The sequence below is a fragment of the Paracoccus everestensis genome (genome assembly GCF_021491915.1).
GTDB classification, from domain to species: Bacteria; Pseudomonadota; Alphaproteobacteria; order Rhodobacterales; family Rhodobacteraceae; genus Paracoccus; species Paracoccus everestensis.
This window is the reverse complement of record NZ_CP090836.1, coordinates 1396402-1422686: the sequence shown is the minus strand read 5'-3', so window position 1 is coordinate 1422686 and position 26285 is coordinate 1396402. Positions and strand designations below refer to the sequence as shown.

The 26285-nt window shown below is 62.6% G+C and carries 20 protein-coding genes, 5 pseudogenes and 1 other annotated feature; of the genes and pseudogenes, 12 read left to right on the top strand and 13 right to left on the bottom strand.

The genetic code is table 11. The features are described 5' to 3' along the window. The first annotated feature begins 34 nt into the window (after positions 1 to 34). The 4 genes and pseudogenes from LZ585_RS07030 to LZ585_RS07015 form a co-directional block, all read left to right on the top strand. Complete coding sequence (locus tag LZ585_RS07030) at positions 35 to 394, top strand: hypothetical protein (protein ID WP_234855667.1); 360 nt, start codon at positions 35 to 37, stop codon at positions 392 to 394. Beyond that, positions 349 to 465 (top strand) — a sequence feature (AL1L pseudoknot). (Overlaps the previous gene by 46 nt.) Beyond that, a complete protein-coding gene (locus LZ585_RS07025; RefSeq protein ID WP_234855666.1) occupies positions 391 to 810 on the top strand; it encodes an IS3 family transposase in 420 nt (139 codons plus the stop codon). (Overlaps the previous feature by 75 nt.) The genes LZ585_RS07030 and LZ585_RS07025 overlap by 4 nt, the downstream gene beginning before the upstream one ends. Positions 811 to 885: 75 nt before the next feature. After that, entirely contained in the window at positions 886 to 2532 is a 1647-nt protein-coding gene (locus LZ585_RS07020; protein WP_234855665.1) for an IS1182 family transposase, read from the top strand. Between the two features lie 18 nt (positions 2533 to 2550). Further along, a pseudogene (locus LZ585_RS07015) lies at positions 2551 to 2743 on the top strand (DDE-type integrase/transposase/recombinase); the annotation flags it as partial. A gap of 7 nt (positions 2744 to 2750) precedes the next feature. Here the strand turns inward: LZ585_RS07015 and LZ585_RS07010 are convergent. The 6 genes and pseudogenes from LZ585_RS07010 to LZ585_RS06980 form a co-directional block, all read right to left on the bottom strand. Continuing rightward, positions 2751 to 4156, bottom strand: a pseudogene (locus LZ585_RS07010) (IS30 family transposase). Between the two features lie 46 nt (positions 4157 to 4202). Then, positions 4203 to 4874 (bottom strand): annotated as a pseudogene (locus LZ585_RS07005) (IS256 family transposase); the annotation flags it as partial. A 270-nt stretch (positions 4875 to 5144) separates the two neighbouring features. Continuing rightward, positions 5145 to 5540, bottom strand: coding sequence for a hypothetical protein (locus tag LZ585_RS06995; RefSeq protein WP_234855663.1), 396 nt, complete (start codon positions 5538 to 5540; stop codon positions 5145 to 5147). A 2052-nt stretch (positions 5541 to 7592) separates the two neighbouring features. Then, entirely contained in the window at positions 7593 to 8183 is a 591-nt protein-coding gene (locus tag LZ585_RS06990) for a CHRD domain-containing protein (protein WP_234855662.1), read from the bottom strand. A gap of 110 nt (positions 8184 to 8293) precedes the next feature. After that, complete coding sequence (locus LZ585_RS06985) at positions 8294 to 8461, bottom strand: hypothetical protein (protein ID WP_234855661.1); 168 nt, start codon at positions 8459 to 8461, stop codon at positions 8294 to 8296. A 364-nt stretch (positions 8462 to 8825) separates the two neighbouring features. Continuing rightward, positions 8826 to 9951: pseudogene (locus LZ585_RS06980) on the bottom strand (IS3 family transposase). 199 nt (positions 9952 to 10150) lie between these two features. On the opposite strand from LZ585_RS06980, the pseudogene LZ585_RS06975 reads away from it, so the two are divergent. Further along, positions 10151 to 10285: pseudogene (locus tag LZ585_RS06975) on the top strand (IS3 family transposase); the annotation flags it as partial. 430 nt (positions 10286 to 10715) lie between these two features. On the opposite strand, the gene LZ585_RS06970 reads toward LZ585_RS06975, so the two are convergent. Further along, a complete protein-coding gene (locus LZ585_RS06970; RefSeq protein WP_234855660.1) occupies positions 10716 to 13274 on the bottom strand; it encodes a Hint domain-containing protein in 2559 nt (852 codons plus the stop codon). Positions 13275 to 13436: 162 nt separating this feature from the next. Here LZ585_RS06970 and LZ585_RS06965 point away from each other — a divergent pair, with 162 nt between their 5' ends. Further along, on the top strand, positions 13437 to 14531 hold the full coding sequence (locus tag LZ585_RS06965) for an ISAs1 family transposase (RefSeq protein WP_234855659.1): 1095 nt from the start codon (positions 13437 to 13439) through the stop codon (positions 14529 to 14531). Here LZ585_RS06965 and LZ585_RS06960 read toward each other — a convergent pair. Next, complete coding sequence (locus LZ585_RS06960; protein WP_234855658.1) at positions 14520 to 14834, bottom strand: hypothetical protein; 315 nt, start codon at positions 14832 to 14834, stop codon at positions 14520 to 14522. The two genes, LZ585_RS06965 and LZ585_RS06960, sit on opposite strands and share 12 nt — an antisense overlap. 974 nt (positions 14835 to 15808) lie before the next feature. Here LZ585_RS06960 and LZ585_RS06955 point away from each other — a divergent pair. Continuing rightward, complete coding sequence (locus LZ585_RS06955; protein WP_234855657.1) at positions 15809 to 15976, top strand: hypothetical protein; 168 nt, start codon at positions 15809 to 15811, stop codon at positions 15974 to 15976. Between the two features lie 608 nt (positions 15977 to 16584). Here LZ585_RS06955 and LZ585_RS06950 read toward each other — a convergent pair. The 5 genes from LZ585_RS06950 to msuE form a co-directional block, all read right to left on the bottom strand. Beyond that, positions 16585 to 17355 (bottom strand): ABC transporter ATP-binding protein, encoded by a 771-nt coding sequence (locus tag LZ585_RS06950; protein ID WP_234855656.1) that lies wholly within the window; start codon positions 17353 to 17355, stop codon positions 16585 to 16587. After that, positions 17355 to 18332 (bottom strand): ABC transporter substrate-binding protein, encoded by a 978-nt coding sequence (locus LZ585_RS06945; RefSeq protein WP_234855655.1) that lies wholly within the window; start codon positions 18330 to 18332, stop codon positions 17355 to 17357. The genes LZ585_RS06950 and LZ585_RS06945 overlap by 1 nt, the downstream gene beginning before the upstream one ends. A gap of 26 nt (positions 18333 to 18358) precedes the next feature. Beyond that, positions 18359 to 19192 carry an ABC transporter permease gene (locus LZ585_RS06940; protein WP_234855654.1) on the bottom strand — a complete coding sequence of 278 codons (834 nt, stop codon included), beginning with the start codon at positions 19190 to 19192 and terminating at the stop codon, positions 18359 to 18361. A gap of 4 nt (positions 19193 to 19196) precedes the next feature. Then, on the bottom strand, positions 19197 to 20549 hold the full coding sequence (locus LZ585_RS06935; protein ID WP_234855653.1) for an LLM class flavin-dependent oxidoreductase: 1353 nt from the start codon (positions 20547 to 20549) through the stop codon (positions 19197 to 19199). 78 nt (positions 20550 to 20627) lie between these two features. Continuing rightward, positions 20628 to 21182 (bottom strand): FMN reductase, encoded by a 555-nt coding sequence (gene msuE / locus LZ585_RS06930; protein ID WP_234855652.1) that lies wholly within the window; start codon positions 21180 to 21182, stop codon positions 20628 to 20630. Positions 21183 to 21543: 361 nt separating this feature from the next. Between msuE and LZ585_RS06925 the strand changes: the two genes are divergently transcribed. From LZ585_RS06925 to LZ585_RS06905, 5 genes are all read left to right on the top strand, one after another. Next, positions 21544 to 21831: a hypothetical protein gene (locus tag LZ585_RS06925; protein ID WP_234855651.1), complete on the top strand. Its 288-nt coding sequence runs from the start codon at positions 21544 to 21546 to the stop codon at positions 21829 to 21831. 15 nt (positions 21832 to 21846) lie between these two features. Next, positions 21847 to 23310 (top strand): FAD/NAD(P)-binding protein, encoded by a 1464-nt coding sequence (locus tag LZ585_RS06920; RefSeq protein WP_234855650.1) that lies wholly within the window; start codon positions 21847 to 21849, stop codon positions 23308 to 23310. Positions 23311 to 23558: 248 nt separating this feature from the next. Then, complete coding sequence (locus tag LZ585_RS06915) at positions 23559 to 23768, top strand: cold-shock protein (RefSeq protein ID WP_234855649.1); 210 nt, start codon at positions 23559 to 23561, stop codon at positions 23766 to 23768. A gap of 338 nt (positions 23769 to 24106) precedes the next feature. Then, positions 24107 to 24487 (top strand): DUF6481 family protein, encoded by a 381-nt coding sequence (locus LZ585_RS06910; protein ID WP_234855648.1) that lies wholly within the window; start codon positions 24107 to 24109, stop codon positions 24485 to 24487. A gap of 895 nt (positions 24488 to 25382) precedes the next feature. After that, positions 25383 to 25919, top strand: a complete 537-nt coding sequence (locus LZ585_RS06905; RefSeq protein ID WP_234855647.1) for a CAP domain-containing protein — start codon at positions 25383 to 25385, stop codon at positions 25917 to 25919. Positions 25920 to 26285 lie beyond the last annotated feature (366 nt).

The following is a 26285-nucleotide window of genomic DNA, read 5'->3' as shown; positions in this document are numbered from 1 at the left end:
TCGCACCCTCCCTGCTGTCGCAGAAAGGGAAAGGGTGGACGACTTTTACGCCGCCCGCAGCAGCTCCATGCCGCCGCTTCCGTGGACTAATTTCTCACTGCCGTTCTCAGCGGTGTTCGGCTGTTTCAAGAGAACCGCGCCAGCTATGCCAGCGATACGGCGGCTTGCAAGGCGATTGCGCGTGAGGCTTGGCTGTTCGCCTGACAGTCTGCGTGTCTGGTGCCAGCAGGCCGAACGTGATGCCGGTCAGCGCGGCGGTCTAACGAGCGCCGAGAAGGATCGGATCAGGGAGTTGGAGCGCGAGGTCCGTGAACTGCGCCAGGCCAATGAGATCCTGAAGAAGGCCAGCGCATATTTCGCAGCGGCGGAGTTCGACCGCCCGTTCCGCAAATGATCGCGTTCATCGACGATCACCGTTGTGTTTATGGTGTCGGGCCGATCTGCCGGGTTCTGGGGATCGCACCATCGACGTATCATGCCTTCAAGGCCGTAGAGCGTAATCCCGATCTGGCGTCGGATCGGGCCAGGCAGGATCGCTTGGACATGGCCGCCATCAAGCAGGCCTTCGATGGCAGCCGAGGCAGATATGGCGCGCGCAAGGTCTGGCACCAGTTGCGCCGCGAGGAACGCGCCATCGGCCGCTGCACGGTGGGGCGGCTGATGAAGGGGATGGGATTGCAAGGCGGTGTTCGTGGCAAGAAGGTGGTCACGCCTAATCCCGATACCGCCCACCCCTGTCCCGATGACAAGGTGAACCGGGCCTTCGTTGCGGATATGCCGAACCAGCTCTGGGTATCGGATTTCACCTAGATACTGTCGGCGAATTGCCTTGGGTCTGAGAAGGGACCATCCTCCTGCATGGATCAAACAGGAGGGAGGTCAGCCATGAGCCTTCATCAACAAGCGATCGGCGACATCCCCGCCGAGACCGTTCGCATTGCCCACGCCGCCTTCCCGAAGGGGACGGTTGTCATGCGACTGCGTAACGAGTTCAGCGCGCTTTACAGCGACGCCGACTTTGCGGCCTTCTACCCCACCCGCGGCCAACCGGCTCTGGCGCCGTGGCGACTGGCGCTGGTCACGGTGTTCCAGTTCCTCGAGCATCTGAGCGATCGCCAAGCCGCGGATGCGGTGCGCGCCCGGATCGACTGGAAGTATGCGCTCGGGCTCGAACTGGCCGATCCCGGCTTTCACTTCAGCGGGCTTGCCGAATTCCGCCAACGGCTTGTCGCCGGCGGAGCCGAGCATCTGCTGCTCGATCGCATGCTCGACCACTTCAAGGCTCGGGGTCTCGTCAAGGCACGCGGCAAGCAGCGCACCGACAGCACCCATGTTCTGGGTGCGGTCCACGACCTGCATCTTCTGGAATTGGTCGGTGAGACGATGCGCGCCGCCCTTGATGATCTCGCTGCCGTCGTGCCGGACTGGCTGCGCACGATCGCCCAGCCTGCCTGGTTCGAGCGCTACAGGCACCGGATCGAGGACTACCACCTACCCAGGAGCCGAGCCAAGCGCGAGGCGCTTGCTCTCGAGATCGGTGTGGATGGCTTTCAGCTGCTCGATGCGCTCGAGGCACCCGACACTCCGCCCGCGGCGCGCGCGCACCCCATGATCCAGACGCTGCGCCATGTCTGGCGCGTGCATTACGCACGTGACGAGGACCGGCTGCGCTGGCGCACCGGGGCCGAACTGCCGCCGGTCGGGGATCGACTGCAGTCGCCCTATGATCCCGAGATGCACTACAGCACCAAGTTCGGGCTCGAGTGGTCGGGCTACAAGGTGCATGTGACCGAGACCTGTGATGCGGAGGCCGCGCATCTGGTCACCCATGTCAAAACCGACCAGGCCATGCGGCCCGACATGACCTGCACCGCCGAGATCCATGAGCGCCTGGCCGCCAAGGGACTGCTGCCGGCCGAGCACTTCGTTGATGCCGGCTATGTCGACGCAGCCCTGCTGGTGGCCAGCCGGCGCGACCACGGGATCACCCTCCAAGGACCGGTGCGGGCTATCACAAAGCGGCGCTCTGAAGCGGAGCAAGCCTATGAACTGCGCCACTTCGTGATCGACTGGGCGCGCGAGCAGGTCACCTGCCCCCAAGGCAAGACTTCGGTGACTTGGCGGCCCGGGCTCGACGATGTCGGGGGGCCGCGCATCCGCGCGCTCTTCAGCCGCACCGATTGCGGCGCCTGCGCCACCCGCGCACTCTGCACGCGAGCGAAGGAGGGACGTCGCTCCATCTACTTCCACCCACAGGCCGAGTACGAGGCGCTGAACGCCGCACGGGCCCGCATGGACGACCCTGAGTGGAAGGAGCACTACCATGTACGCGCCGGCATCGAAGGCACACTCTCTCAAGGCGTGCGTGCCTTTGGCATGCGCCGCAGCCGCTACATCGGGCTGGCGAAGACCAGTCTCCAGCAGGTCTGCATTGCCGCCGCCATGAACGTGGCACGGGTCGTCAACTGGCTTGAAGGCGTGCCACGCGCCAACACACGTGTGACTCGCTTTGCTGCTTTGGCCGCCGCCTGAATTCGCCGACAGTATCTCACCTATGTCTCAAGCTGGCAGAGCATGGTTTACGTGGCCTTTGTCATCGATGTCTTCGCCCGAAGGATCGTCGGCTGGCGTGTCTCAACCTCGATGACGACCGGTTTCGTGCTCGATGCCCTGAACCAGGCCATCTGCCAGCGCGCCGGGCAAGGCCGACAAGCTGATTCATCATAGCGACCGCGGTTCGCAAGGCAGACTCAACCGGTTGTCGCAACACCTTTGATCATCTCCACTTTCAGCATCCTGTCGAGTGCCTCTGCCGGTGTTTGCCAGCCAAGTGTCTTGCGTGGACGTGTGTTCAACACATTGGCAACAGCGCTCAACTCGTCGGCACCGTGCCGGCTAAGACCCGTTCCCTTGGGAAAGTATTGGCGCAGCAGCCCATTGGTGTTTTCGTTGCTGCCGCGCTGCCAAGGGCTTTGCGGGTCGCAGAAGTAGACGTCGAGACCGGTATCGATATGGAGCTGGACGTGTTGCGCCATCTCCGCGCCCTGGTCCCAGGTCAATGATCTGCGCAGATGTGCTGGCAGTTCCATGATAGTGCCTGCGATTGCATCGCAAAAAGCTTCGGCGCCATGGCCGGCAAGGGCCGGGCCGTTCTTAATGATTTGGCCTTTCCATGATTCTCCATCCGCGGCAGATGCAGCAACATTGTGAAGCGCCTGGTTCGCTCAACCAAGGTGCCGATCGCCGAACTGCCAACACCAAGAATGAGATCGCCCTCCCAGTGGCCCGGCACTGCCCTGTCACCGACCTCGGCCGGGCAATCGCTGATCATCAATGCATGCCTGACAAAAGACTTGCCCCTGTTCCGGGCGCGTTCACGCGGCAGACGCAGCGCTCGGCCAGAACGCAGGCAGGCGGAAAGCTCCTGCTTCAGGGCACCGCGTCCCTGAATGTAGAGTGCCTGGTAGATTGCCTCATGGCTTATGCGCATATTCGGATCCTCAGGATAGTCCACCTTCAAGCGTTGTGCGATCTGTTCCGGGATCCATGCCACGGACCAGAGTCCGCTTTGCCGATGAACTGCCCGCCGTTTCCTCCATACCACGAAGGGCCCATCAAAAGTGACGCCCTGCGGTGTGGTGATCAAGCCGGCGAGGCGGTCCTGTACGTAGTTGCGCAGGGCAGGATTGCTCGCCAACTTACTGGCTTTCGGACGTCGGGCAGCACGGTCCGCGTGCCACTGCGCGGTGATAGCCCGATAGTCGAAGTCTTCGCCACGGGTTGCGGAGTTACGCCTGATCTCCCTCGAGATCGTGCTGGGCGAACGCCCCAGCTTGCGAGCGATGGCGCGCACCCCGGTCATCCGAGCACATTCCAAGACTATTTCCTCACGCTCAGCAAAGGAAAGATTGCGGCTTTTCGGCTGCGGTGAAGATGGGGCCAGATGTGTGGGAGGCATTCCGCCAGAACTCCGAAATCAGCGGCTTCCGACAGGAGCAGAAACACCGGCTTCGACACCGGCCTCTTCACTTGAGAGACCTGCCGCAATCCCCCGCCAGAACTGACACAGATGCTCACGCTGCCAGATGGGCGACCGTCCTGGCGAGGACAATTTGCGCCGCGTGGATCGTTCGGATTTTCGGCTTCCTGTCGTCACCTACACCTCCAAGTTCAGGGTGTTGCGACGACCGGTTGAATCCGCCTTGGACGCCTCTTTTGCGCAGTTCGTTCATCACCGACAGCCAGAACTTGGCGCCTTCGTTGTCGGCGATCCAGAGCCGAGGACCTCGCGCTCCTCGTCACAGGTGTCGCCCAAGGCGATGTAAACGGCCTTGTTCTTGCCCATCCGGCTGTCAGCATCGCGGATCTTGACCCTCAGCGCGTCGAAGATAACGATCGGATACATCCGGTCCAGCGCCCGGTGCTGCCATTCACGGACCTCGTCCAAAACAGCATCCGTCACACGGCTGATCAAGTCCGGCGAGACCCGAAGACCGTAAAGGTCCTCAAGATGGGCCTGGATGTCGCGCACTGACAGGCCTGTGGCGTAAAGACCGATGATCTTGTTATCCACCCCGTCGATCCGGGCTTGGCCTTCTTCACCAGCTCTGGCTCGAAACTGCCGTCCCGGTCGCGCGGAACGGACAGGGGCACTTCGCCATCCGAACCCTTCACGCGTTTGGTTGAAATCCCGTTGCGGCAGTTGGACTGTTCCTGCGGTGCCTCGGCACCGGCCTCATAGCCAGATGCGCGGTCAGTTCGGCCCCGAGCATCCCTTCCATCAGCCGGATCTTCAGTTCTTTCATCAGCCCGGCCTCGCCAAGCAGATCATCAGGCCGCTTGCAGCCCTTCAGCAACTCGTTCGAAATCGTCATCGTCCATGCTCCTCTTAGGAAGCATGGACCAGATCACCGATACACAGAAGGTCGGACACTCTCATCGATACGGCACCTGAAAGTCGCATCGGCTAACCACCCAGGAACGCTCGGATGGCCAGCGCTTGCCGAAGGCAAGGTAGGCCTCCTGCCCGGTCTGGCGGATCATGGAGAGATCGTTCACGCGCATGGCCCGTGTCTGCCCGCACGACCCCGAAGCCTCGTGTGCAAGGTGCGTCAGGTTACCGAGTCCAGCTAGGTCAGGGCCGCCTACAAGAAGGAGGTTTGGACGGTGCGAGTTTTGGGTTTAGTCTCGGCCACCTTTGCCGCCGCCGTTTCCGCCACCACCACCGTTTCCGCCACCCTTGCCACCGCCACCGTTCCCGCCACCGTTCCCATTGCCGCCGCCGCCGTTTCCGTTTCCACCACCGTTCCCATTGCCCCCGCCGTTGCCATTACCACCGCCGTTTCCGTTTCCACCACCGTTTCCACCACCATTGCCGTTTCCACCACCGTTGCCGTTGCCTCCGCCGTTCCCGCTGCCGCCAATGTCGCCGCCACTGTTCCCGTTACTGCCGCCGCCGCCCGCGCTGCCACTGCCGCCGTTGCTGCTGCCGCCGCCACTGCCTCCATGATCGCCAGCCCTACCCTCGCCACCGCCTCCATTGCGGCTCCCGCTGTTGCCTCCGGTGCTATTCCTGACGCCAGCCAGATTGCGGCTGCTCGAGGTTCGCACCCATTCGTTGTCTCCTCCGCCTGGGGCCGCCCGTCTGCGGGCACCAGAGGTCGTTTGTGGCACCTTGCTGCCGCGCCCTGCCCCATTCGCCCGGCTCGGGGCTTCGACTTCTCTGCGCGTGGCGACAGCCTTGGGCTTTGGAGGCGCTCCTTGGCCGCCCAGCCACAGTTCCAGGTAGCCCTCCTTCGGAGACGGCGTAAAGCTAACGAAGTCCCGCGCCTCAGTGTTCAGCGAAGCTGCCAGTTCTTCGGCTGCCGCCCGATCCTGCGGGTGATAATACCGGACATGCGTCTCACCGATCGTGAAGGGTGTCGATGCTTCCTCGGGCGACCATCCTATTTCCGAGAGCTGCACCATCGTCTGGTTTCGCCGCTCGCCCGCAAGACGCTCCGGGACATACATGGCCAAGCGCATGGGTGGCTTTTCCCCGTTCGACAACAGCAGCTGAGCGCTGGCATCCGACGCCGGCACCGGGGGACGGACAAGCTGCGGCGGTGACACAAAGGGAACTTGCTTTGCCTCCCGGAAGGCCAAGCCGAGTGCCACTGCGGCCATCTCGGGGCTCGTCCCGGAGCCGGGCTGTTCGGAAGCGATAGGAAGTGCAGCAATCGCTGGCATGCTGGGGGCAGCAGCCGCTTTCGCTAAGGCAGGCAGCTCCAGTCCACGAGATGACGGGGCAGACAACACATCAGGTGATGAAAAGGCAGTCTCTTGTGCATCGGCAGACGGTACAACGCCTAGGCCCGAGGACCATGTCGTCAAAGGTGGCGCCCTGACCGGTGTCGCATAGGAAGGCGCAGCATCCACGAAAGGACCAGCCGAGGAAACCGGCGGGGCACTCTCGCTCTGAGGATCGATGCCGCTGGGGCGGGTTGCGCCAAGGCTGACAAGGAAGGCGCCTGCCAAGCCGCCAATCACCAGCCCCAACAGCATCGGAGGCACACGACCGCCAAAGGGGGTCTTTCTCCTTATCTGCGCCAAGGCCGCGAGAACCTGACGCGGACCGAAGGAATAGGGTATGGCGCCTGCGGCTTCAGGCTGCTCGTTTTTCACAGCGCTTATGAGTGCTGGCACGCTTGGCGCCGGTACCATGATAGGCAGGTCCGCGCGTTCAGAAGGCCCGACACTTCGGCGTTCGGACGCCTGCTGCTGCTCTGCCGCACGCTGCCGCAGCACTTCCTCTCGCTGGGCGCGGGCAGCCGCTACCCGGTGTTTCCATTCTTCAGGATCGTAGGGCAGCATGTTGCCAGACGGAGCATCAGCAGCAGGCTGGTGCTGCGGTTCTCGCGCAGGCTGAACCATAACTGTACCACCCAAATGCGCGCCATTCTGACGCGGTCGCATGCAACACTACCACGCGCGGCTCCGATCCACAAAGCCGCGAAGAGCTGACAGTTGAGGACCGGCGGGTACCCGCAAGGCAGTTGCGAGGCCGGTGGCGCCGGCGACTAAACGGGCATGTAGTATGTTTTAAACATACGATCTGGCCTCGGGTCTCGGAAGGTGTGGGTGTCATCATGAAGCTGCTCGTTCATGGAGTACCGACACAGGCTACATATGGACCCCGCCTGTGGACACGCTGGATCTCACACGTGCCCATCTCGCTCAGACACTGCCCGGCTTCGATGCCAGGACACACATCGGCTTCCTGTGGGCTGGACCTTGTCCGTCGGTATCTTCGTCCGAGCCGCGCAGCAGGTCTGATCCGAATGAAGGTCAGTGCGGAACGCGATATAGGCAGGTGTCGGTTGGCCCTTGATCGGGTTGCGGACCCCTTTGGCTTGAGGTTCGCCACGACGGCAGGCATCTGGCCCTTTCGCGGGTTTTCACCCATCGCTGCTTGCCCGGAAGAAAAAGCATGCTCTTTAGATCCCGAACGGCGCTGTCGCCTGCGGTAAGCTGAAGAGAACCGGCAGCATGGTCGCCAAGAAGGTGGTGTATCGAACTGGACGCTATAGGCCATCCTCCCAGTTCGGCAGTTCTCAACCCATCTTCCGCCGCCCCGCCGCTACAAGCGCCGCGACGCCCGCCAGCATCAGCCAGACTGCCCCCGGCAGCGGGACTGGCGCCAAGAAGCCGCGAATCTCGCCGCCCGGATATTCGGTCGAATGGAGGTTGAGATAGGCTCTACCGCCGGTGATGGACGCGATCAGCGCATCGAAGCCCGATAGCGCTGAACCACCCTGCGCTGACAGGAAGGCTGGGTTGTAGCTCGCGATATCAGTCATGTCAAAGATGTTGCTGTAGCTGCCGCTCGTCACCCCCAACGGAGTGCCCGGAAAGGTCGGAATCTGCGTCATCACCCCCGCGGTCCCCGTACGCGGCTCCGCAGTCGGACCGTGGATATGCGCGGCGATTAGCGTACCGACCAGTCCGTCAAACTCGAATGCGACCGCCATAGTCGCGGCGACCGTATCAATCGTCACCTTGCCTGAACCCGTTGCAGGCGAGTCGTTTGGCGGCGCCTCACTTGACCCCTTAAGGCTCGTTACGAAGGTCAGCGTTGCCGCGGCCCCGGGAACGGCAGTCAAGCCGCAGAGCAGCGCGGCAAGCACCCATGTCTTGGCTTTCATCGTTCGCATCCTCCCAGGAAACCGGGGCGCCCCTTGCGCCGGGACCTGTTGCAATACTAGCACACACAGGTCTTGCGGTCACAGCGTTTTCACCTTGCAGTGATCGCGAACTAGCCGAAAGTGAAGAGATCGAGTTCTCCTACATGATCCTCGTCCTGCGCCTTACACTGCTCGCGCCCGAGATCCTCGAAGGGCTCCTGAAGGCGCGACAGAGCCATGAGGTGACGCTGGCGCTGGGGCCGCTTCAGATGGATTGGGCTGGGCAGCGCAGTCAGCATTCGGCACGGTCCACCTCCAAAGGCTGCTCCAGTAGAACATCTTGCACACCGGTTGCTCCTCATAAACATCCGCCCTCTTTTGGGTCTTTCCGGCCCCTTTCGTATGCGGTGGGCTTTGTCGCGCAAAACTTCCAGTTCCGGGCAGAAAATCGGGGTTTGCAGGTTCGCTGGGTGTCGCGGAGCCTATTTTGCCGCGACCACATTGCTATCCCTGTGGGTTTTGGCCTTAACAAAAGCGTTCACGCTTCATTGGCTCAACAGTAGCCCGTCTCAACCGAGCTGCGTCATCTGCTGGCTACATTGTCTTACGATGCATAGATTGTCCGGTAATCCTCCCCGTTTTAACGGGGCGCAGACGTAGAATTCACGCGGCCATTCTCAGCTTCATGGCAGGGGTGATCCCGCCGATGCCCATGTTGGGGCGTTCGTTGTTGTAGGTCCAGAGCCACTCGGTGGCGATGTTCTGCACCTCCTCGATGGTTTCAAAGATGTATAGGTCCAGCCATTCGTGCCGGACTGTCCGGTTGTAGCGCTCGACGTAAGCGTTCTGCTGCGGCTTTCCGGGCTGGATATAGGTCAGGGTAATGCCCTTGTCCTCGGCCCATTCCATCAGACGGCCACTGATATATTCCGGGCCGTTATCAACCCTGATCGCCTTTGGTGCTCCCCGCCATTCGATGATTTGGTTCAGGGTCCGGACGACGCGCTCGGCCGGCAGCGAGAAGTCCACCTCGATGCCCAGGCCCTCGCGGTTGAAGTCGTCCAGGACGTTCAGAAGACGGAAGGCTCGCCCGTCCCCAAGGCGATCTGCCATGAAGTCCATGGACCAGACCGCGTTGGGAGCTTCCGGCACAGCCAGTTCCTCGGACTTCTCCCGCTTCAGCCGCTTGCGAGGCGTTCGCCATGGTCACTCGGACCAGTGGCGTTCCATGGCTCACTCCTCAGGTTCAGTTCCAGCTCACGATAGATCCGGTAGACGCGTTTGTGGTTCCAACCATGGCCCTGGACGTTGCGCAGATACAGGAAACACAAGCCAAAGCCCCAAGTCTTCCTGGTCTTGGTTAGCCCAATGAGCAGGTCGGCGATCTGCTCGTTCTCGTTGTCGCGCTTCGGGCTGTAGCGGAAACAGGTCTCGCTGACGCCGAATGCCCGGCAAGCCAGCGCAATGCTGATCCCCTTCGTCGCCACAGCCTTTGCGGCCAGCTCGCGACGCTGAGCTGGCCGCGTCACTTTTTTCCAAGCGCCTCCCGGAGCAGATCGGCTTGCATGCTCAGATCGGCAAACATGCGCTTCAGCCGCCGGTTTTCGTCCTCCAGTAACTTCATCTGGCCCATCATGGATGCATCCATGCCGCCATACCTGGCACGCCATTTGTAAAACGTCGCGCTGCTGATCCCATGCTCGCGACACAGTTCAGGCACAGGCAAACCACCCTCGGCCTGACGCAGCACGCCCATGATCTGGGCCTCGGTGAAACGGGTTTTCTTCATCTGAATCTCCTCGTCCAACTTGCCGAGAAAATTCTACTTCCGCATCCCTTTAACCATGGGGAGGATTACCCGATCGACACCTCCACGTTTCCCTCCACCTCCCGGCGCACCGACCAGGCGGCCGTCGCACGACGGATCAGGAGATCTGCGAGAGATGAGCCGTCGCGGCGCCATCGGTCTGAGCCCGACGGCGATTGGTGTGCGCTATGGCTGTCGGCGCGGGCATGTCCTGCTGCGCCGGGAGGGGTGGATGATCACCATCAAGAAGACCCGCAGGATTTACACTGAACTGGCCTTGCAGCTCAGGAACAAGAACCCGAAGCGGCGGGTCCAAGGTTGGGGAGCAGCGCATCGACCCAAAGGAATCTCGTTATGAACGAGGGAAGACCGGGGGCGCGTCAAAGCTTTATCCCGGTCTTGTAGATTTTTTCGCAAGGCGTGAGGCTGCTCAGTGTCTCGAGCCGATTGGCGAAGTTACAGGGGACGATGAAACCTGCAAGAGACGTTCGCAGGTGATCGTCATTGTCGTAATGGCAGCGCCTGACGTTCAGCAGGAAAACGATCCTTCGGGCCGTCTTGCGATCTGCTTCACCTTCCTCGAACCTACGGTTCGCCCCCTCGACCTGACTGTTGGTCCATGGGCCTTAACCCTCGTCAGCCTGTGCTCGACTTCGTTTCGGTAAGCTTGAGGCCGATTTTCCCTTCTGGCCTGGTTGCTGCGATTTGGGAAAGGCGTGGCGGAAATGCAACCACGCCCAGGTTGTTCACGCCACCAGCTTCTTTCCGTTCTGGGCATGGCGTTGCGCCAGCTTGCGGCCCATGCGTCCAGAAAGCATTTCCCGCACCGCCGGGCGGGCGTTGCCCTCGGCAAGTTCAGGGAACACCGCCAGGATTTCCTTCTGGGCTTCCCGAGGCACGGATTTCAGCGCCTCGGCCCCGGTATAAAGGGACTCGGTTTCGGCGCCGTTCGACAGGACGATCTGGTGGGCTTCGAACAGGAAGTGGACATAGGTCACCGATTCCAGATCATCGGCGATGTCAATGCCTTCGGTCACCATCAGCTGCTTGGCCGCAACCAGCACCTCGCAGTGTCCGAACATCCGCTCGGCAATCTTCGATCGCACCAGGATGCGGTGTTGCGGAGAAACGATCAGGTCGCTTGTGGGCAAGCCCTGACCCAAGGCGCCTGTCCTGATGCGGATGGGTCGAAGCTGGGCATTGGCCGCCAGAGTGGCAGCATCCAGCGTGCGCTGTCCGACCCAGCGGATGGGCTGATAACCATTGTCGCGGGTCAGCACCATGTCGGCGACCTTCAACGCGCCCGCCGGCACTGGCCCGTCGGCCGTTGCGATCATCGCATCAGCCCCAAAGCACACTACAGCGGTCGCATTCTCGGTCAAGTCCGAGGCGCTCACTGCCGTTCCGCCGTTTTGTATCCTCAGGGTGAAGTTCTCGGAGAAACCGGCATCGGTCCGGATGCTGTTGAGCACGCCATCATCGGCTTGGTCCGCCTTGAGCCAGCCAAGGGCGGACTCGTAAGGCCGAAGGCCGAGTGTCGTCCGCTGGGCGTTGATGATGGCAAGGTTCGTGGCGTTGTAAAAGCCTGTCAGATCGACGCTGTCGTTGTTGGCTGTATCACCCACGGTGAAGTCGGTGATCAGGTCGCCTGACGTTGCCGCAAAGAAGTCGTTGCCAGCGCCGCCCGTCAGCGTATCCGCCCCCGCGCCGCCCTCCAGGTAATCGTTGCCATCGCCACCCAGAAGGACATCGTTGCCGGCACCGCCGAACAGGCTGTCATTGCCAGCGCCTCCGCTCAGCTGGTCGTCGCCGATTCCGCCCAGAAGGGTGTCGTTTCCGATACCCCCGTCGACTGTGTCGTTGCCCGTGCCGGCATCCACATAGTCGTCGCCGTCTTCGGCCTCGACCCGGTCGTTTCCGTCGCCGGCCAGTATGCTGTCATTGCCTCCGCCTGACACGATAACGTCATCGCCTGCACCCCCGTCGACGGTTTCAGCCCCAAGGCCGCCGGTAAAGCTGTCGTTTCCCGCCCCCATAGCGAAGCTGGCTGCCACGGCGTTGGTCGAAGCATTGATGGCGTCGGCGCCCGCGCCGGTTACGATGGATTCGATGGTGTTGAAGCTGGCCGTTCCCCCGCTGCTGGCAAAGGTTCCGCTGCCATTCGTGTAGGTCACTGTTGCGCCTTGCCCGGCGGCAAAGCTGGCGCCCGACAGCGTGTCGCCGCCCGTTCCCCCGGTGATTGTGTCGTTGCCGAAGGTGCCGGTCAGGTTGACCAGGTCATTGCCGTCGCCGGCGTTGATCACGTCGGCGCCCGAGCCGCCGGCATTGATGGTGTCCGCGCCATCGCCGGTGGTGAACGAGCCCGCCGTGGTGCCGGTGATGGTGACGGTGTCGGCGCCCGCGCCGGTGGTGACCGCCTCGATGGTGTTGAAGCTGGCGGTGCTGCCGCCGTTGACCAGGGTGCCGGTGCCGCCGTTGAAGGTCACGGTGCTCGCGCCCGCCAGCGCGGCGCCCGACAGCGTGTCGCTGCCCGTTCCCCCGGTGATTGTGTCGTTGCCGAAGGTGCCGGTCAGGTTGACCAGGTCATTGCCGTCGCCGGCGTTGATCACGTCGGCGCCCGAGCCGCCGGCATTGATGGTGTCCGCGCCATCGCCGGTGGTGAACAAGCCCGCCGTGGTGCCGGTGATGGTGACGGTGTCGGCGCCCGCGCCGGTGGTGACCGCCTCGATGGTGTTGAAGCTGGCGGTGCTGCCGCCGTTGACCAGGGTGCCGGTGCCGCCGTTGAAGGTCACGGTGCTCGCGCCCGCCAGCGCGGCGCCCGACAGCGTGTCGCTGCCCGTTCCCCCGGTGATTGTGTCGTTGCCGAAGGTGCCGGTCAGGTTGACCAGGTCATTGCCGTCGCTGGCGTCGATGAGGTCATTTCCAAGGCCACCGTCAATCGTGTCGTTGCCGGCGCCCGCACGAATGCGGTCATCGTTGAAGCCGGTTGCCGGACTGGAAATGCCGTCTCCACCGTCAATCTGGTCCGAACCGTTTGTGCCTGGTTCAATATAACCTGCACCGATCGAGTCGTTTCCGCTTGTGCCATCTACGAACCCGTCGTCGAAGATGCCAAGCTGACGGTCGACCAGTAGGTTCACGTTGTTGTTTGCGACCGCATCCAGCCGAATGGAAGCAATGGGCTTGGCTGTCAGGGGCGCATTCGTTGCTGTCGAAGCAGGCGGTGCCAGAAACAGTTCGCCTGTTTCGGCCTGGACAAGCTGCAATGTCACGTTGGTCGCCGTCGTGCCATCTGCATAGGTCACGGTGCCCGTATAATTGACGAGCGCATCGAAATTGAACGTCTGGGTTCCTGCACCGATGTCAGGGGAATCGCATATGACCTTGGCAATCTGAGCGGCGCCCCTTGCGGCTGAGGGCTTGATGGATTCTGGGAGTGGACCCATCCCTCGGAGCCTCCCGCCGCCATGCATCTGTTCCTGACCGCCTTCGAAGATGTTCCCGATCCCCGCGCCGGGAACATCCGACATGACCTTGGCGAGTTGCTCGTCATCGCCTTTGTGTCGGTGCTGTGCGGTGCCTCATCCTGCGCCGAAATGGCCGCCTTCGGTCGTGCGAAGGAACGCGTTTTCAGAGGCTTCCTGAAGCTCACGCATGCGGTTCCGTCGCACGACACCTTCTCGGCCGTTTTCCGGATGATCGATCCAAAGGCGCTCGACGCCGCCTTTGGCCGGGTGCTGGCCGATGTTGCGGCGCTCCTGCGCGAGGGCGATGTGATCGCCATCGACGGCAAGGCCCTGCGCGGCGCCCGGCACGCGGGCGAGAGCGCGCGGACGCGGATGATGGTCTCGGCCTACGCGGCGCGGCTGCGCCTGACCCTGGCCAGCGTGCCGGCCGATCGGGGCACGGAACTGGAAGCCGCGATCGAGGCGCTCGGGTTGATCGCGCTCAAGGGTAAGGTGGTGACGGCGGATGCGCTCCACTGCAATCGCCGCACGGTTGCGGCGATCAACGCCGGCGGCGGCGACTGGTGCCTGGCGCTCAAGGCCAACCAGGACTCGCTCCTGTCTGATGCACGGGCCTGTTTCGGCAGGGTGAAGGACGGCCACGCCACTGCCGTCACCAAAGATGCCGGTCACGGTCGGACGGAGGTCCGAACGGCAGTCGTAGTCGGGGCCAGGGATCTGGCAGAGCATCATGATTTCCCCGCTCTCAAGGCCTTCGGTCGGGTCGAGGCGACGCGAGAAACGGCCACGGGCACAAGCTCGGAGACGCGATACTTCGCGCTGTCGTGGATGCCGACGCCGGACGTTCTGCTGGCCACCGTGCGCGCCCACTGGGCCATCGAGAACGCCTTGCACTGGCAGCTTGATGTCTCTTTCCGCGAGGACGCCGCGCGCAACCGCAAGGATAACAGCCCCGGCAACATCGCGGTCCTGCGCCGCCGCGCCCTCGACGTCATGCGCAGGGACACCTCGAACGGCTCCCTCTCCATCAAGCTCAAGCGAGCCGGCTGGGACGACGACTTCCTCCGCAGCGTGCTCAACAACTTAGCACCATGAGCCATATGCGATTGCCCTGGCACCGATGTTGGTCGAGAACTGGTCAACCTGGCTGCCTAATGCGGTGTTCGTTTCTAACGCGTTCGCTTCGCCGGACCGATTGATCATCGTGGCAGACGTGATGTTGCCGTAAAGCGGCGTGTCCAACGAACCGAAGACCCGCGGACCCAGGTTATTTTGGGCGGTCAGCAGGCCGGCCGCATTCTCGGCCCCTGAAATCGTTTCCAAAGGATCGACAATAACAGCTGTGCCCAGGGAACTACGCGGAATTCCAAGGTAAATCCAATTGAATGTCGTCGGCATGGTCTATCCTGTGTCAGCCCAAGAACGGGAATGGCAATTAAGCGTCGAAAACTTCGGCGCAAAGCGAAATGGTAGGGGTGTCAATGTCAGGGATCGGTTTCTTGCCGCGCGAGAACGCGATCAAGGACTGGTGAACAGCCGCCTTCGGAGACTGTTCGGCCGTTTGTGCGGGCGAATTTTCTCAGCCGCGAACCATGAAGATCGTGGGGACATGCAAGAAACCTATTCAGACGACATATTGTCAATCGAAGGCCGATCACGCTCGACCAGTCTCGGAACAATATCAGCATTCTTGGTTAAGAACAACCTTAGATAGAGTTTGACTCGGATAGGTTTGCCTATTGCCCCGTCCCGGCCAGAACCTCGAACATAGAACGCCCCCATGTTCGAGACGCCTGCATTTCTTTGTGGGCTTGATCAGGCCCGTGGCCTGCGGCGCTGTGTTGATTACTGCCGGATGCTTCGAATCGGTTACCGTAGCTTCGCGCTTCCTCGTGGCAGAATCTTTCCATGGCGCAGCAGGTCAGTGAACGCTTCCCGGGCACTTCGTGTTCTGCTTTCGCATTGCCTACAGCATTCGGACCGACAGCCTTGGCCGCTGGCATGACGGACTGTCCCGCAAGCAGGAATAGACCAGGTGAGGCCAGCCCTGGATGATCGCAATCAAGCAAACCCAGGCCGGCAACCACGACAACCACCTGCTTATTGACAGAGCATTGCCCTGCAGGGGGCTTATCATAAATCCCCGCCAAAGCGTCGAGTTCTCGCGGAACTTTGGCCCCCGAGATGCTGGTAGGTGCAGCGGGCTCCGACGTGGGGCATGGTGGTGCGGATCCTGCACGACGTGGGCCAACTGATCGGCGCAATCCCCATCAGCCGCGCCGCCTTCACGGCTGTTCAAGCTCAAGGGTCACTCGTTCGCGGTCATCCCCAAGGGCGGCGACCGCACGAAGATCACCGTGCAGTGGCAAATAATGATGCCATTCCTGATCCTGCTGGCGCTTACAGCCGTCGCACTGATATTGGGCATCTTCTTCGACGGCTTCTCGTATCAGGATGCGGGCGACGGAAAGTGGGTCGTGCTGTTCTGGACGATCTATAACCTGCTTGTTCCGGCAATGGCCGCGCTTGCCTGCATCTAGTTCCCCCGGCACGAGCGTCACATCGCGGGCGAGCCGGACCGCGGCATCCTGGCAACCGATGGCGACATTCGCCGGTCTTGGATAAGCTGGCGGACCATCGACCGGGCGCGTTTGCGGAAAGAGGCTCAAAACCGAAACTGTGCTGAAGCCCCATCAGCGTCAACGGATATATTCGATCATGTCGCCTCGGAACGTGTTGATGGAGAAACCGGCGAAAAGCCCGTCCAAACTGAGGTTGTGGCCCAGGCGCAAGCTGAAAAGGCCCACCGGCAACCGCTTCTGCACGGCAAGCGAGGTCTTGTGATAGTTCTCGCTTCCGCCCCGGCAGAGTCCCGATGTCGGCCGACGCATAAGTCACTTGGCCCAGCAGGAACCATAGGCGGTTGACAGTGCTGAAATCGCCCAAGAAATAGGTCGATCCGACCGAGCGACGGCCAAAGCATCAGCGTTGCTGGGTCATTGATTGGCAAGGCATGAGCGCCAGGCCGCCCTCGGTCAAACTGCCAACGTCGCCTTTATTGGCACGTCTGATCAATACGCATGAATTAGCGCGCACTTAAAGGCTGTATGACAAGCCGCCGCCGGACGACAAACGACAACGAAGAACCTCAATGCAGGCCAAATTCCGCCATAAGCCGTCGGCGCATGGCCACGAAGCGGCTTTCGCTGCGGTCGCGGGGGCGGGGCAGGTCGATGTCGATCAGGCGCGGGACAGTGCCCTTCTCGCGTGGCATTACCAGCACCCGGTCGGCAAGAAAGATCGCCTCTTCCAGGTCATGCGTGACCAAAATCATTGTCACCTGCTGTTCTCGCCAGATGCGGGCAAGCTCATCCTGCATGGTGATCCGGGTCATCGCGTCCAGGGCGCCCAAGGGTTCGTCCAGCAGCAGGATTTCGGGTTGCACGGTCAGCGCACGGGCAATGCCGACGCGTTGCGCCATGCCGCCTGAAAGTTGGGTGGGATAGGCGTCCTCGAATTCGGTCAGGCCTACAAGGCGGATGTAGTGGCGGGCCTGCAATTGGGCCTTCGCCCGGGGGATGCCGCGTGCCTCTAATCCAAAGGCGACATTGCCCAGGACCGTCAGCCAAGGCAGAAGGCGCGGTTCCTGAAAGATGATCGCGCGTTCCGTTCCGACGCCATGAACAGGACGCCCGTCAATCAGCACCTCGCCCCGGTCTGGCCTTTCCAATCCCGCCAGGATCCGCAGCAGCGTGGTCTTGCCGCAGCCCGAGGGGCCCACGACGGCCAGGCTTTCGCCCGGCCTGATGCCAAGGTTCAGTCCCTGCAGGACTGGAAGCGAGGCTCGGTTCAGGGTGAAGGACTTGGACAGGTCGCGGATCGTGACCGCTCCGCCCGCGACAGGTTGATGCACACCCATCACTTGGCCGCCACGTTCTGGGCCGGGGCGAACAGGATATCCGCCGCCTTCAGCTTGCCGGGTTCCAGCCGGCCCTCGCGCTCCAGAACGTCGATCCAGAAGCTCAGGTCGTGTTCCGTGGCGCGGCCGCCCTCGCGCACGCCATAGCCCTTGAAGAACTGGGCGACCTCGGGGTTCTCACCACGTTCTTCCAGCAGGCGGGCGAAGATGGCACGGGTTTCCTGGGGGTTGTCGCGGGCATGGTCGAGCGCCCTGGCCGAACCATCGACAAAGGCCCGGGCCTCGGCGGGATGGGCGTCCACCCAGTCGCGGCGCAGGACGATAAAGCCGCCCGCGATCTCGCCCAATATGTCGGTGTCGTCGAAGACCGCCCGAAGGCCCCCGTTCTGCCGCGCCGCCCCTTCGAAGGTCGTCTGCCAATAGCCGAAGGCCGCCACATCGACCTGCCCCGAGCGCAGCACCTGTTCCAGTTGCGGGCCCGGCACGGCGACAAGGTTGGCCGCGTCCTGCGGCAGTCCCTTCTGGTGCAGCGCCTCGCGCACGGTATAGTCGAGATGGGCCCCTAGCGTGTTCACCGCGACGGTCTTGCCGGCGATGTCTTCGATGCTGTGGATGGGACTGTCTTCCAGCACATAGAAGATCGACTGTGCCTCGTCGTTGATTCCATTCGAGGGATAGGCCGCGACGAAATCACTGCCGCCCGCGATAGAGTTCAGGACGGCCGCCGTGGCGGCGCTGCCCAGTTCGACGCTGCCGCCCGCCAATGCCATCAGCGACTCTGGCCCGCCGCTGGCATAGCCCACGTTTTCCAGGGTGATGCCGGTGCCCTCGAAATAGCCAAGCTCCTGCGCCAATTCGTGGGCGGACAGCCCCCCATGGCTGGCGAGATAGCGGATCGTCACCTCGGCTTGGGCGGCGCCTGCAAAAGCAAGGCCGAGGGCAGTGGTCAGGGCAAGATTGCGAAGCGAAAGGGTCATGGTCGTGTTCCTTGGAAAATGATGGATCAGCGCGTCACTTCGGCCCAGCGGCACAGCCGCCGCTGCAACAGGACGAGGACAAGGTTCGCGGCAAGGCCCAGGCCCGCCAGCAGGAAGATGGCCGCGAACATCAGCGGGATCTGGAAGTTGTACTGGGCATTCATCACCTGAAAGCCCACGCCCTTGTTCGCGCCGATCATCTCGGCCGCGATCAGCAGCAGCAGCGCCGTGGTGGCCGAAAGCCGCAGCCCCACGAAGATCGCGGGCACCGTGGCGGGCAGCACGACGCGGCGAAAGACGGTCAGGTGGCCCGCGCCGAAGGTCTGCGCCATCTCGACCAGCTTGCGGTCCACCTGCTTCACCCCGCCGATGGTCGCCAGCAGGACCGGGAACAGGGTGGCCCAAAAGATGACAAAGACCTTGGAGGCCTCGCCCAGGCCCAGCAGCAGGATGAACACCGGATAAAGCGCCAGGGCCGAGGTCTGCCGGAACAGTTGCAGGATCGGGTCGAGCGCCCGTTCCACCGCAGCGATCTGGCCCATGAACAGGCCGAGCGGGATGCCAAGCGCCACCGCCGCGCCAAAGGCCAGCCCGGACCGCTGCAGGCTGATCGCGATGTCGTCCAGCAACGCGCCCGAGGCGAGGCCCTTCCACAAGGCCGTCGCGATGCTGTCCAAGGGCGGGAAGACGGCAGGGTTCACCCAGCCCTGCCTGGAGGAAACCTGCCACAGCACGACAAATCCGACCAGCAGCCCATAGCGCGAGGCAAAGCCCCGCGCCCCGGCCCCCACCCGGCGCCGGATCGCAGCGCCCGAGGAGGATCTGCCTTCGAAGGGAGCGTCGAGAGATTGCAGCGCCATGGCCCTACTCCGCTGCCTGCACGGCCGCGCGGGCGGCGGCGTGGCGGTTGACGGGATAAGGAAGGCCCAGGTTCTCGCGCAGGGTCCGGCCCTCGTACTCGGTGCGGAACAGCCCGCGGCGCTGAAGCTCCGGAATCACCAGGTCCACGAAATCGGTCAGCCCCGTCGGCAACCAGGGCGGCAGGATGTTGAAGCCGTCCGCACCCTCATTCTCGAACCAGTCCTGCAGGGTGTCTGCGATCTGGGCTGGGGTGCCCACCACGGTGAAATGCCCCCGCGCCGAGGCGACCCACTGATAAAGCTGGCGGATCGTGAAGCCGTTTTCGTCGGCGATCTGGCGGATCAGCATTTGCCGGGACTGGTTGCCCTCGGTATGCTCCAGCTCCGGCAGAGGCCTGTCGAGGTCATGGCCCGTCAGGTCCAGCGAGCCGCCGGTCAGGCCCTTGATCAGAGCGATGCCGTCTTCCTCCAGGATCAGGCTGGTCAGGCAGTCGTATTTTTCTTGCGCCTCGGATTCAGACCGGCCGACAAAGGGTGAAACGCCGGGCATGATCAGGATGTGGCCTGGATCGCGCCCCAGGCCCCGGGCACGGGCCTTGATGTCGCGATAGAACTCCTGCGCGGTGTCCAGCCGCTGATGGGCGGTGAAGATCACCTCGGCGGTTGCGGCAGCAAGGCCGCGTCCGTCTTCGGACTGGCCCGCCTGCACGATCACCGGATGGCCCTGCGGGCTGCGGCTGACGTTCAGCGGTCCGCGGACCTTGAAATGCTCACCCCGGTGGTCGGCATGGTGGACGCGGGCGGTGTCATAAAAGACGCCCGTTTCCTTGTCGCGGATGAACACGTCATCCTCGAAGCTGTCCCACAGCTTCTTCACCACATCGACATGCTCGGCCGCGCGCTTGTAGCGGTCGGCGTGCGGCAGTTGCCGGTCGAGGTTGAAGTTCCGGGCGGCGGCCTCGGTCGCGGTGGTGACCACGTTCCAGCCCGCGCGGCCATCCGAGATCAGGTCCAGCGACGCGAACTTGCGCGCGGTGCTGTAGGGTTCCTCATAGGTGGTCGAGGCGGTGGCGATGAAGCCCAGGTTCTTCGTCAGGGGGGCAAGCGCCGCGAACAGCGTCACCGGCTCGAAACCTGCAACCTTGGCATTGCCGCCCTCGGTGCCCCCGCCAAAGGCCACGGCAAGGCCGTCGGCCAGAAAATAGGCGTCGAAAAGCCCGCGTTCCGCCTCGCGTGCGAGGTCCGCGTGAAAGGCAAGGCTGGTGGCGCCGTCGGCAGGCTGGTCGGGGTGACGCCAGGCGGCGATGTGCTGGCCGCCTCCGGGAAGGAAGGCGCCAAGGCGGATCTTGCGTGTCATGTCGTCAATCCTTTGCGGGGTGAAGGGGACCGCCCCGCCGGAAAGGCGGGTTCATGCGGACCGGTCAGGTTGCTGGGATCAGGCGGCGGAACTGGCCGCTTGGGTCTGGGACAGCCAGGGCGCGAACTGATCGACTGCCCGGTCAAGCCGCGCCAGCAGCGCATCGGATGCAGGCTGGCCCTCGTGGAAATCACTGGGTTCGGCATAGACGCCGGTGGGCAGGGTCGCGGCCTCGAAAAAGCCGAAAAGCGGGCGCAACTGGTGCTCGATCACTAGGGCGTGCCGGCTGCCGCCGCCCGTCGCGGTCAGCAGCACCGGCTTGCCCGCAAGGGCAGCAGGATCGATCAGGTCGATCATATGCTTGAACAGGCCCGTGAAGCTGCCCTTGTAGACCGGCGTGCCCACGACCAGGGCGTCCGCCGACAGGATCGTGTCCAGGATCATGCGCGGCAGCGAATCCAGTTGGGCGACCGACTGTGCCTGCCCCAGGGACGGCTGCAGGTCCGCGATCTCGTAGGTCGCTGCGGTGCAGCCAAAGCGGGGGGCGGTGCGAGAGACGGCCAGATCGACCAAAGCCCGGGTTCGAGAGGGGCTGCTGAGGCTGCCCGAGAAGCCGATGATGCGTTGGGGCATTGCGCTTTCCTAATAACGACTGATCTTGTCGATATTGGCTGTTAGCTTTGGTGAGGGCCATTCCAAAGATCCTGCCCCATGCGAACAGAATTATTCGCGGCGGGACGGATTGTGGGAATGTTCTTTCCTGCCTTACCCCTTTCCTACGCTTTGCAAGGCTGGCGAGGCAGACAGAGACATCTTGTCACGCAGTCTTTGCCGCGCCTGTCCTGGCAATTCGCCTGTGACCGGCTGACGCTGCCGATGACTTCCACATGCCCCCCCTTCCGGAGATTCATCTTCTCTTCGCCTGGGGATCTTTGGAATGATAAATCACGACAAGGCTAGTAGTGTAATTCCAGCAGACGGAAGGAACCATGCCATGTCCAAGACCCTGATCGCTCTTCACCTTGACGGATCGCCCATGTCTTATTGGCAAAGCTGGGCGCAGGCTGCCGGGCCGGACAGCGCGCCCACCGAAGCTCGTGGCAATCCCTGCCCTATCATCGATTTCGGACTGCCCTCGATGACCTACCTCCAGACGGAAATGCACCTGCGCCATGGCGAATCCGATGACCAGGCAGACCAGGGCGCGGGTCTTGCCACCTGCGCAATCGTGATCGCGGCGGATTTGGTGGTCCTGTCGCTTCTGGCCGCTGCGCTGTTCTGATCCTGCGGGGGAACCATGACGCTTGATCCCATCCCCGCAGCCCCCTTGGCCCCGCTGCCGGACAGCGCCCGCCCCTATGTCGTCATCATCGGCGGCGGGGCCAGCGGCGTGCTGATGGCCGCCCATCTTCTGCGCGCACCACAGGGTCAGGCCCAGGTCACCATCATCGAAGGCAGGCATATGCTGGGCTGCGGCATTGCCTATTCAACCAGCGATCCCGACCACCTGCTGAACACCCACGCCAGCAGCATGAGCGCCTTTCCCGACCGGCCAGACCATTTCCGCGACTGGCTGGCTCGACAAGGCATTTCCGCCGGACCGCAGGCAGGGGACAGCTTCGTAAGCCGCTCCACCTATGGCAGCTACATGGCCAGCCTGATCGAGCCATGGACGCGGGGCGAGGGTTCCCGCCGACTGCGCTGCCTGCGCGATGTCTGCGTGGGCCTGACCGAGGACGCAAACGGCGTCACGGCACATTTGTCCGATGGCCGCATCATCCAGGCCGACAAGGCGGTCCTGGCGACGGGCCATGCCGTGCCCGAGCCGGACCCCCAGGGACTGGTGCAGGGATCCTGGGACCAGCAAGAACTTCCCGACCGCGACGACCGGGTGGTGATCGTGGGATCGGGCCTGTCGATGGTGGATCAGGTTCTCAGCCTTTTGCGCCGTGGGCACCGGGGCGACATTCTGGTCGTCTCGCGGCGCGCCCAGCTGCCGCGTGAGCACGCGGAAACGCAGCCCTTGGCTGTCCCGGCCGAAGACATTCCCTTCGGGGCGCCGGTCAGCCAGATGATGGCCTGGTTGCGTGGCCTGGCCCGGCAAGCCGAGGACGCGGGCGGCAGTTGGCGCGATGCCGTGGACGGGGTGCGCCCGCATCTTCGGGCGATCTGGCAGGCGCTGCCCTTGGCCGAGCGTTCGCGTTTCCTGCGCCATGCCGCCCCCTGGTGGGAGGTTCACCGCCACCGCCTGCCCCCTGAAAGCGCGGCCCCGATCCGTGCCGCGATCAGGACCGGCCGGATCCGCCTTCTTGCGGCAAGTTTCCAAGGTGCCGAGCGACATTGCGACGGCCAGCTTTTGGCCGTCATCCGATGTCGTGGCAGCGGGATCGAGCAGCGGGTCAAGGCCGCGCGCATCATCGACTGCCGGGGTATCCGGCGCGACCCCGAGGAAAACGCAACGCCGGTCGTGGCAAGCCTGCTGCGGGATGGACGCGCACGCATCGACCCGCTGCGGCTTGGGCTTGATGTCAGCCCCGAGGCCGCGCTGCTGGACCGCCGTGGCGTTCCGTCGACCCGCATCTTCGCCATCGGCCCTGCGTCCCGCGCGGCCTTCTGGGAAATCACGGCCATTCCCGACATACGCAACCAGACCGCGCAACTGGCCAAAGAGCTGCTTAGAGGACAGCCCGAAAGCCTTCGCCCGGGATGCGCCCCTTTGCAATTCCCTGTCCTGCAGGCCACCCAGTGGACCGCATCGTAAGGCGGCACGAAACCCAGGCCAGCATTGCGACAACGGTGAAGTTGCGTCGGGTGGCGACGCCTGCATCGATAACTATTGACAAATGCAATGGTCAGCCCTATCTGCAGCCTACCGATATTTGTCTGCCGAGCTATGATTGTTGCGCGTTTGGCACCGCGCTCTGAGCTGATCTCCTCTTTCAAAGTCGTTATGCCTTGCCGTCACGCCATCGCGTTACGGTTATCACACCTGCCTTGAAAGGGTTCATCATGACCACCGGCATCGTCAAATGGTTCAATTCCGCCAAAGGCTTCGGCTTCATTCAGCCTGACGACGGCGGACCGGATGCGTTTGTTCACATCTCTGCCGTCGAACGCGCAGGCTTGGGCGAACTCGTCGAAGGCCAGAAGCTGTCCTATGACATGGAGCGCGACCGCAAGTCGGGCAAGATGTCGGCATGCAGCCTTCAGGCCGCATAAACCGGAGAATTGCCCTTGTCGCACGCGGGACAGATTTCTGCTGACGGGGCATTTCGAAATTTGGGTCAGGCAGCTTGCCTGGCCTTTTTTGTTGCCGCCCTTTTCATCGGGACAGCATGATGTCAGACCACCAGACTCCGCGTGAGCGGGCAGAAAGTCACTTCAGCAAGACGTCCCCGCCATCCACGACGCGCGAACGGGCCTTTGAAGAGCTTGACGCGATCAAGGCTGTCCAGGACGAAAAGACCCAAAGGCTGCGCGAGGCCCGGCTTGCAAGGGACGCGCAGGACAATACCAAGCCGTGACCGCGATCAACCTAAACTATCTGGAACAAAGATTTGAGAACCCCCAAAAAGACCGAACTGTCCGAACGCCGTAGCACGGCCATGGACGCAAAAGTCGCCCTTCTCCAGGCCTATCGGGCCGCGAAGGAAGCCGCGGAGCCTCTTCGCGAGGCGCGCGAGCAGGAGCGCATGGAGATTGCCAGAGCACGGGAAGCACGCCAGGCAGCCCGCGACCAGGCAAGGCGCGAGGAACAGGCTCGTCTTGAAGCGGAAACCCGTGAGCGCGAGGCCGCCATTGCCAAGGCAGCCACGGCCGAAGCTGACGCCCGAGAGCGTGCCCAGGACCAACGGATCGCCCGCGTTCTTGACGACGAGGCCATGCGCAAGGCGATGCGCGACCAGAGATACGCCGCCCGTAAACTACGCCAGGGTTGAGGCGCGCATCAGCAACGCGGCCCAAAGGCCGCCTTGCTCCCTATCAGGCTGTGCCACAACCTCTTTTGGCGGAACCTGCGGACAAGGCTGATACAGAAGCTGTGAGAACTGCGGCTGCCCGCTTGTGGCAGGCTCTTCCATAGCCATGATTGTCGGCGTGCGGCAGTCGTACGATGCGCAGTCCTTGGGCTGCCATTCGCCCTTGATCCTTCGGGTTCCAAAGGACAGGCGCCATAGTTGGTCAGGATTGTCGCCAATTCTCTCGAGATCCGGCGACGCAAAGAAGTTCTTCATCCGGTGAACGAGCTTGCGGTTGCTTACAGCGGCGTTGATTCCCAAGTGGCAGTTTCACCATGTCTCCATACCACGCCAAATGCTCGCGAGCGAACGCAGAAGCTTTAGCTTGCGGACGGCTCTCTCTGAATGCCCCGGGGATGTAGCAGTACTTGGTCAAGCCACCCGCCTATGAAGGCTGTTGCGTGATGCGCAATAAATCGCTACCTGTAGTTGTGGACTAGGCATACAGGCAGCTAAACGAAAGACCCTCGCGCTGCCACGCGAGGGTCTTTTTCATTGTCGGTCCAGATCATGGTCCACCGCACTGGCGCGTTAATGCATTGATTGCGGCACCACGTTCGACACAAGACTTGCACGCTATGCAGAATCATAATACCTTCAGATTGCAATGCGGTAACGCTCACCCCAGATTGCGCAGCCCCCGGCGCCACGACACGCCGGGGGTTTCTTGCTTTGGCCTTGGCCAGAAGCAAGATCGTGGCAACCGATGGCGCTAGACCCTCCAACACATCCATACCTTCCGCTAATCTTTACAACTTTAGATTGCATGCCAATTTAGACCAAGCCAGTGTAAAGTTCAGCCAAGGAGATCTGGTCGATGACTTTCAGCGCCGTCAAATTTGCTTTCGCCGCCGTATTCGTCCTCAGCATCGCCGCCTGCACGACATCCCCCTCGGCGGAAAGCGCGGATGCCCATGCCGTCCAGGCCTCCGCCCCCGGTAAGGCACAATGCTTCAGCCCCAAGGCGGCCGAGCAGTTGGCTGGTGTGCAGGCGACGAATGCCGTGCGGTCCCGGGCCGGTTTGTCAGCGGTGCAAGCCAATGCCACCTTGGCACGTGCCGCCGCAGCCCATGCCTGCGATATGGCAAAACGGGGGCGGATGACTCATAAGGGAAGCTCCACCTCGGGACCAGGGCCGCGCGTAAAGAGCCTTGGCTATGCACCACGCGTGACTGCGGAAAATATCGCGGCCGGACCCTATGACGCAGGACAAGCCCTGGCGGCTTGGAACGCGTCCAGTGGACACTTGCAGAACATCCTTATTCCTCCGCTGCGCGATTATGGCATTGGAAGCGCAATCGGGTCGGACGGAAGGACGGTCTATTGGGTTGCCGTCTATGCGGCGCCGCGTTGAGCCTGGGCTTTGCCCGACACGCATCGCAGGCTTTCGCCTGCACAAAAGAACATCTTTCTCGCCGGCCGCCAAAGAATTACCTTTCATGCTCTGTGAAAGGTCAGTCTCATGTTCCGTTTTGCTCTTTGCGCCGTTGTTCTTCTTGCTGCCTGTGCGCAGGATCCCAACCCTTGCGCCACGGGTTGCATCAGCACCTTCGTGGAGTGGGAGGAAGGTTTCGGCCCTGCGGCCGCACAATAGCGCTGTCCGTGCCTTTCTGATCACCGGGCGTGCGGCAGTGTTTTCGATAAACGCGCTTGGTTGCATCCGGCAGGTTTCCTGCACGGATCCTGGGGGCGTTATGCAAGGATGGATTCTATGGTCCCT

Excerpts from the sequence above, each read along its gene's own strand:
- LZ585_RS07025 (WP_234855666.1), top strand. The coding sequence starts at position 391 with ATGATCGCGTTCATCGACGATCACCGTTGTGTTTATGGTGTCGGGCCG.
- LZ585_RS07020 (WP_234855665.1), top strand. The coding sequence starts at position 886 with ATGAGCCTTCATCAACAAGCGATCGGCGACATCCCCGCCGAGACCGTT.
- LZ585_RS06995 (WP_234855663.1), bottom strand. The coding sequence starts at position 5,540 with ATGGAGGCGGTGGCGAGGGTAGGGCTGGCGATCATGGAGGCAGTGGCG.
- LZ585_RS06990 (WP_234855662.1), bottom strand. The coding sequence starts at position 8,183 with ATGAAAGCCAAGACATGGGTGCTTGCCGCGCTGCTCTGCGGCTTGACT.
- LZ585_RS06985 (WP_234855661.1), bottom strand. The coding sequence starts at position 8,461 with ATGCTGACTGCGCTGCCCAGCCCAATCCATCTGAAGCGGCCCCAGCGC.
- LZ585_RS06965 (WP_234855659.1), top strand. The coding sequence starts at position 13,437 with ATGCATCTGTTCCTGACCGCCTTCGAAGATGTTCCCGATCCCCGCGCC.
- LZ585_RS06960 (WP_234855658.1), bottom strand. The coding sequence starts at position 14,834 with ATGCCGACGACATTCAATTGGATTTACCTTGGAATTCCGCGTAGTTCC.
- LZ585_RS06955 (WP_234855657.1), top strand. The coding sequence starts at position 15,809 with ATGATGCCATTCCTGATCCTGCTGGCGCTTACAGCCGTCGCACTGATA.
- LZ585_RS06950 (WP_234855656.1), bottom strand. The coding sequence starts at position 17,355 with ATGGGTGTGCATCAACCTGTCGCGGGCGGAGCGGTCACGATCCGCGAC.
- LZ585_RS06945 (WP_234855655.1), bottom strand. The coding sequence starts at position 18,332 with ATGACCCTTTCGCTTCGCAATCTTGCCCTGACCACTGCCCTCGGCCTT.
- LZ585_RS06940 (WP_234855654.1), bottom strand. The coding sequence starts at position 19,192 with ATGGCGCTGCAATCTCTCGACGCTCCCTTCGAAGGCAGATCCTCCTCG.
- LZ585_RS06935 (WP_234855653.1), bottom strand. The coding sequence starts at position 20,549 with ATGACACGCAAGATCCGCCTTGGCGCCTTCCTTCCCGGAGGCGGCCAG.
- msuE (WP_234855652.1), bottom strand. The coding sequence starts at position 21,182 with ATGCCCCAACGCATCATCGGCTTCTCGGGCAGCCTCAGCAGCCCCTCT.
- LZ585_RS06925 (WP_234855651.1), top strand. The coding sequence starts at position 21,544 with ATGTCCAAGACCCTGATCGCTCTTCACCTTGACGGATCGCCCATGTCT.
- LZ585_RS06920 (WP_234855650.1), top strand. The coding sequence starts at position 21,847 with ATGACGCTTGATCCCATCCCCGCAGCCCCCTTGGCCCCGCTGCCGGAC.
- LZ585_RS06915 (WP_234855649.1), top strand. The coding sequence starts at position 23,559 with ATGACCACCGGCATCGTCAAATGGTTCAATTCCGCCAAAGGCTTCGGC.
- LZ585_RS06905 (WP_234855647.1), top strand. The coding sequence starts at position 25,383 with ATGACTTTCAGCGCCGTCAAATTTGCTTTCGCCGCCGTATTCGTCCTC.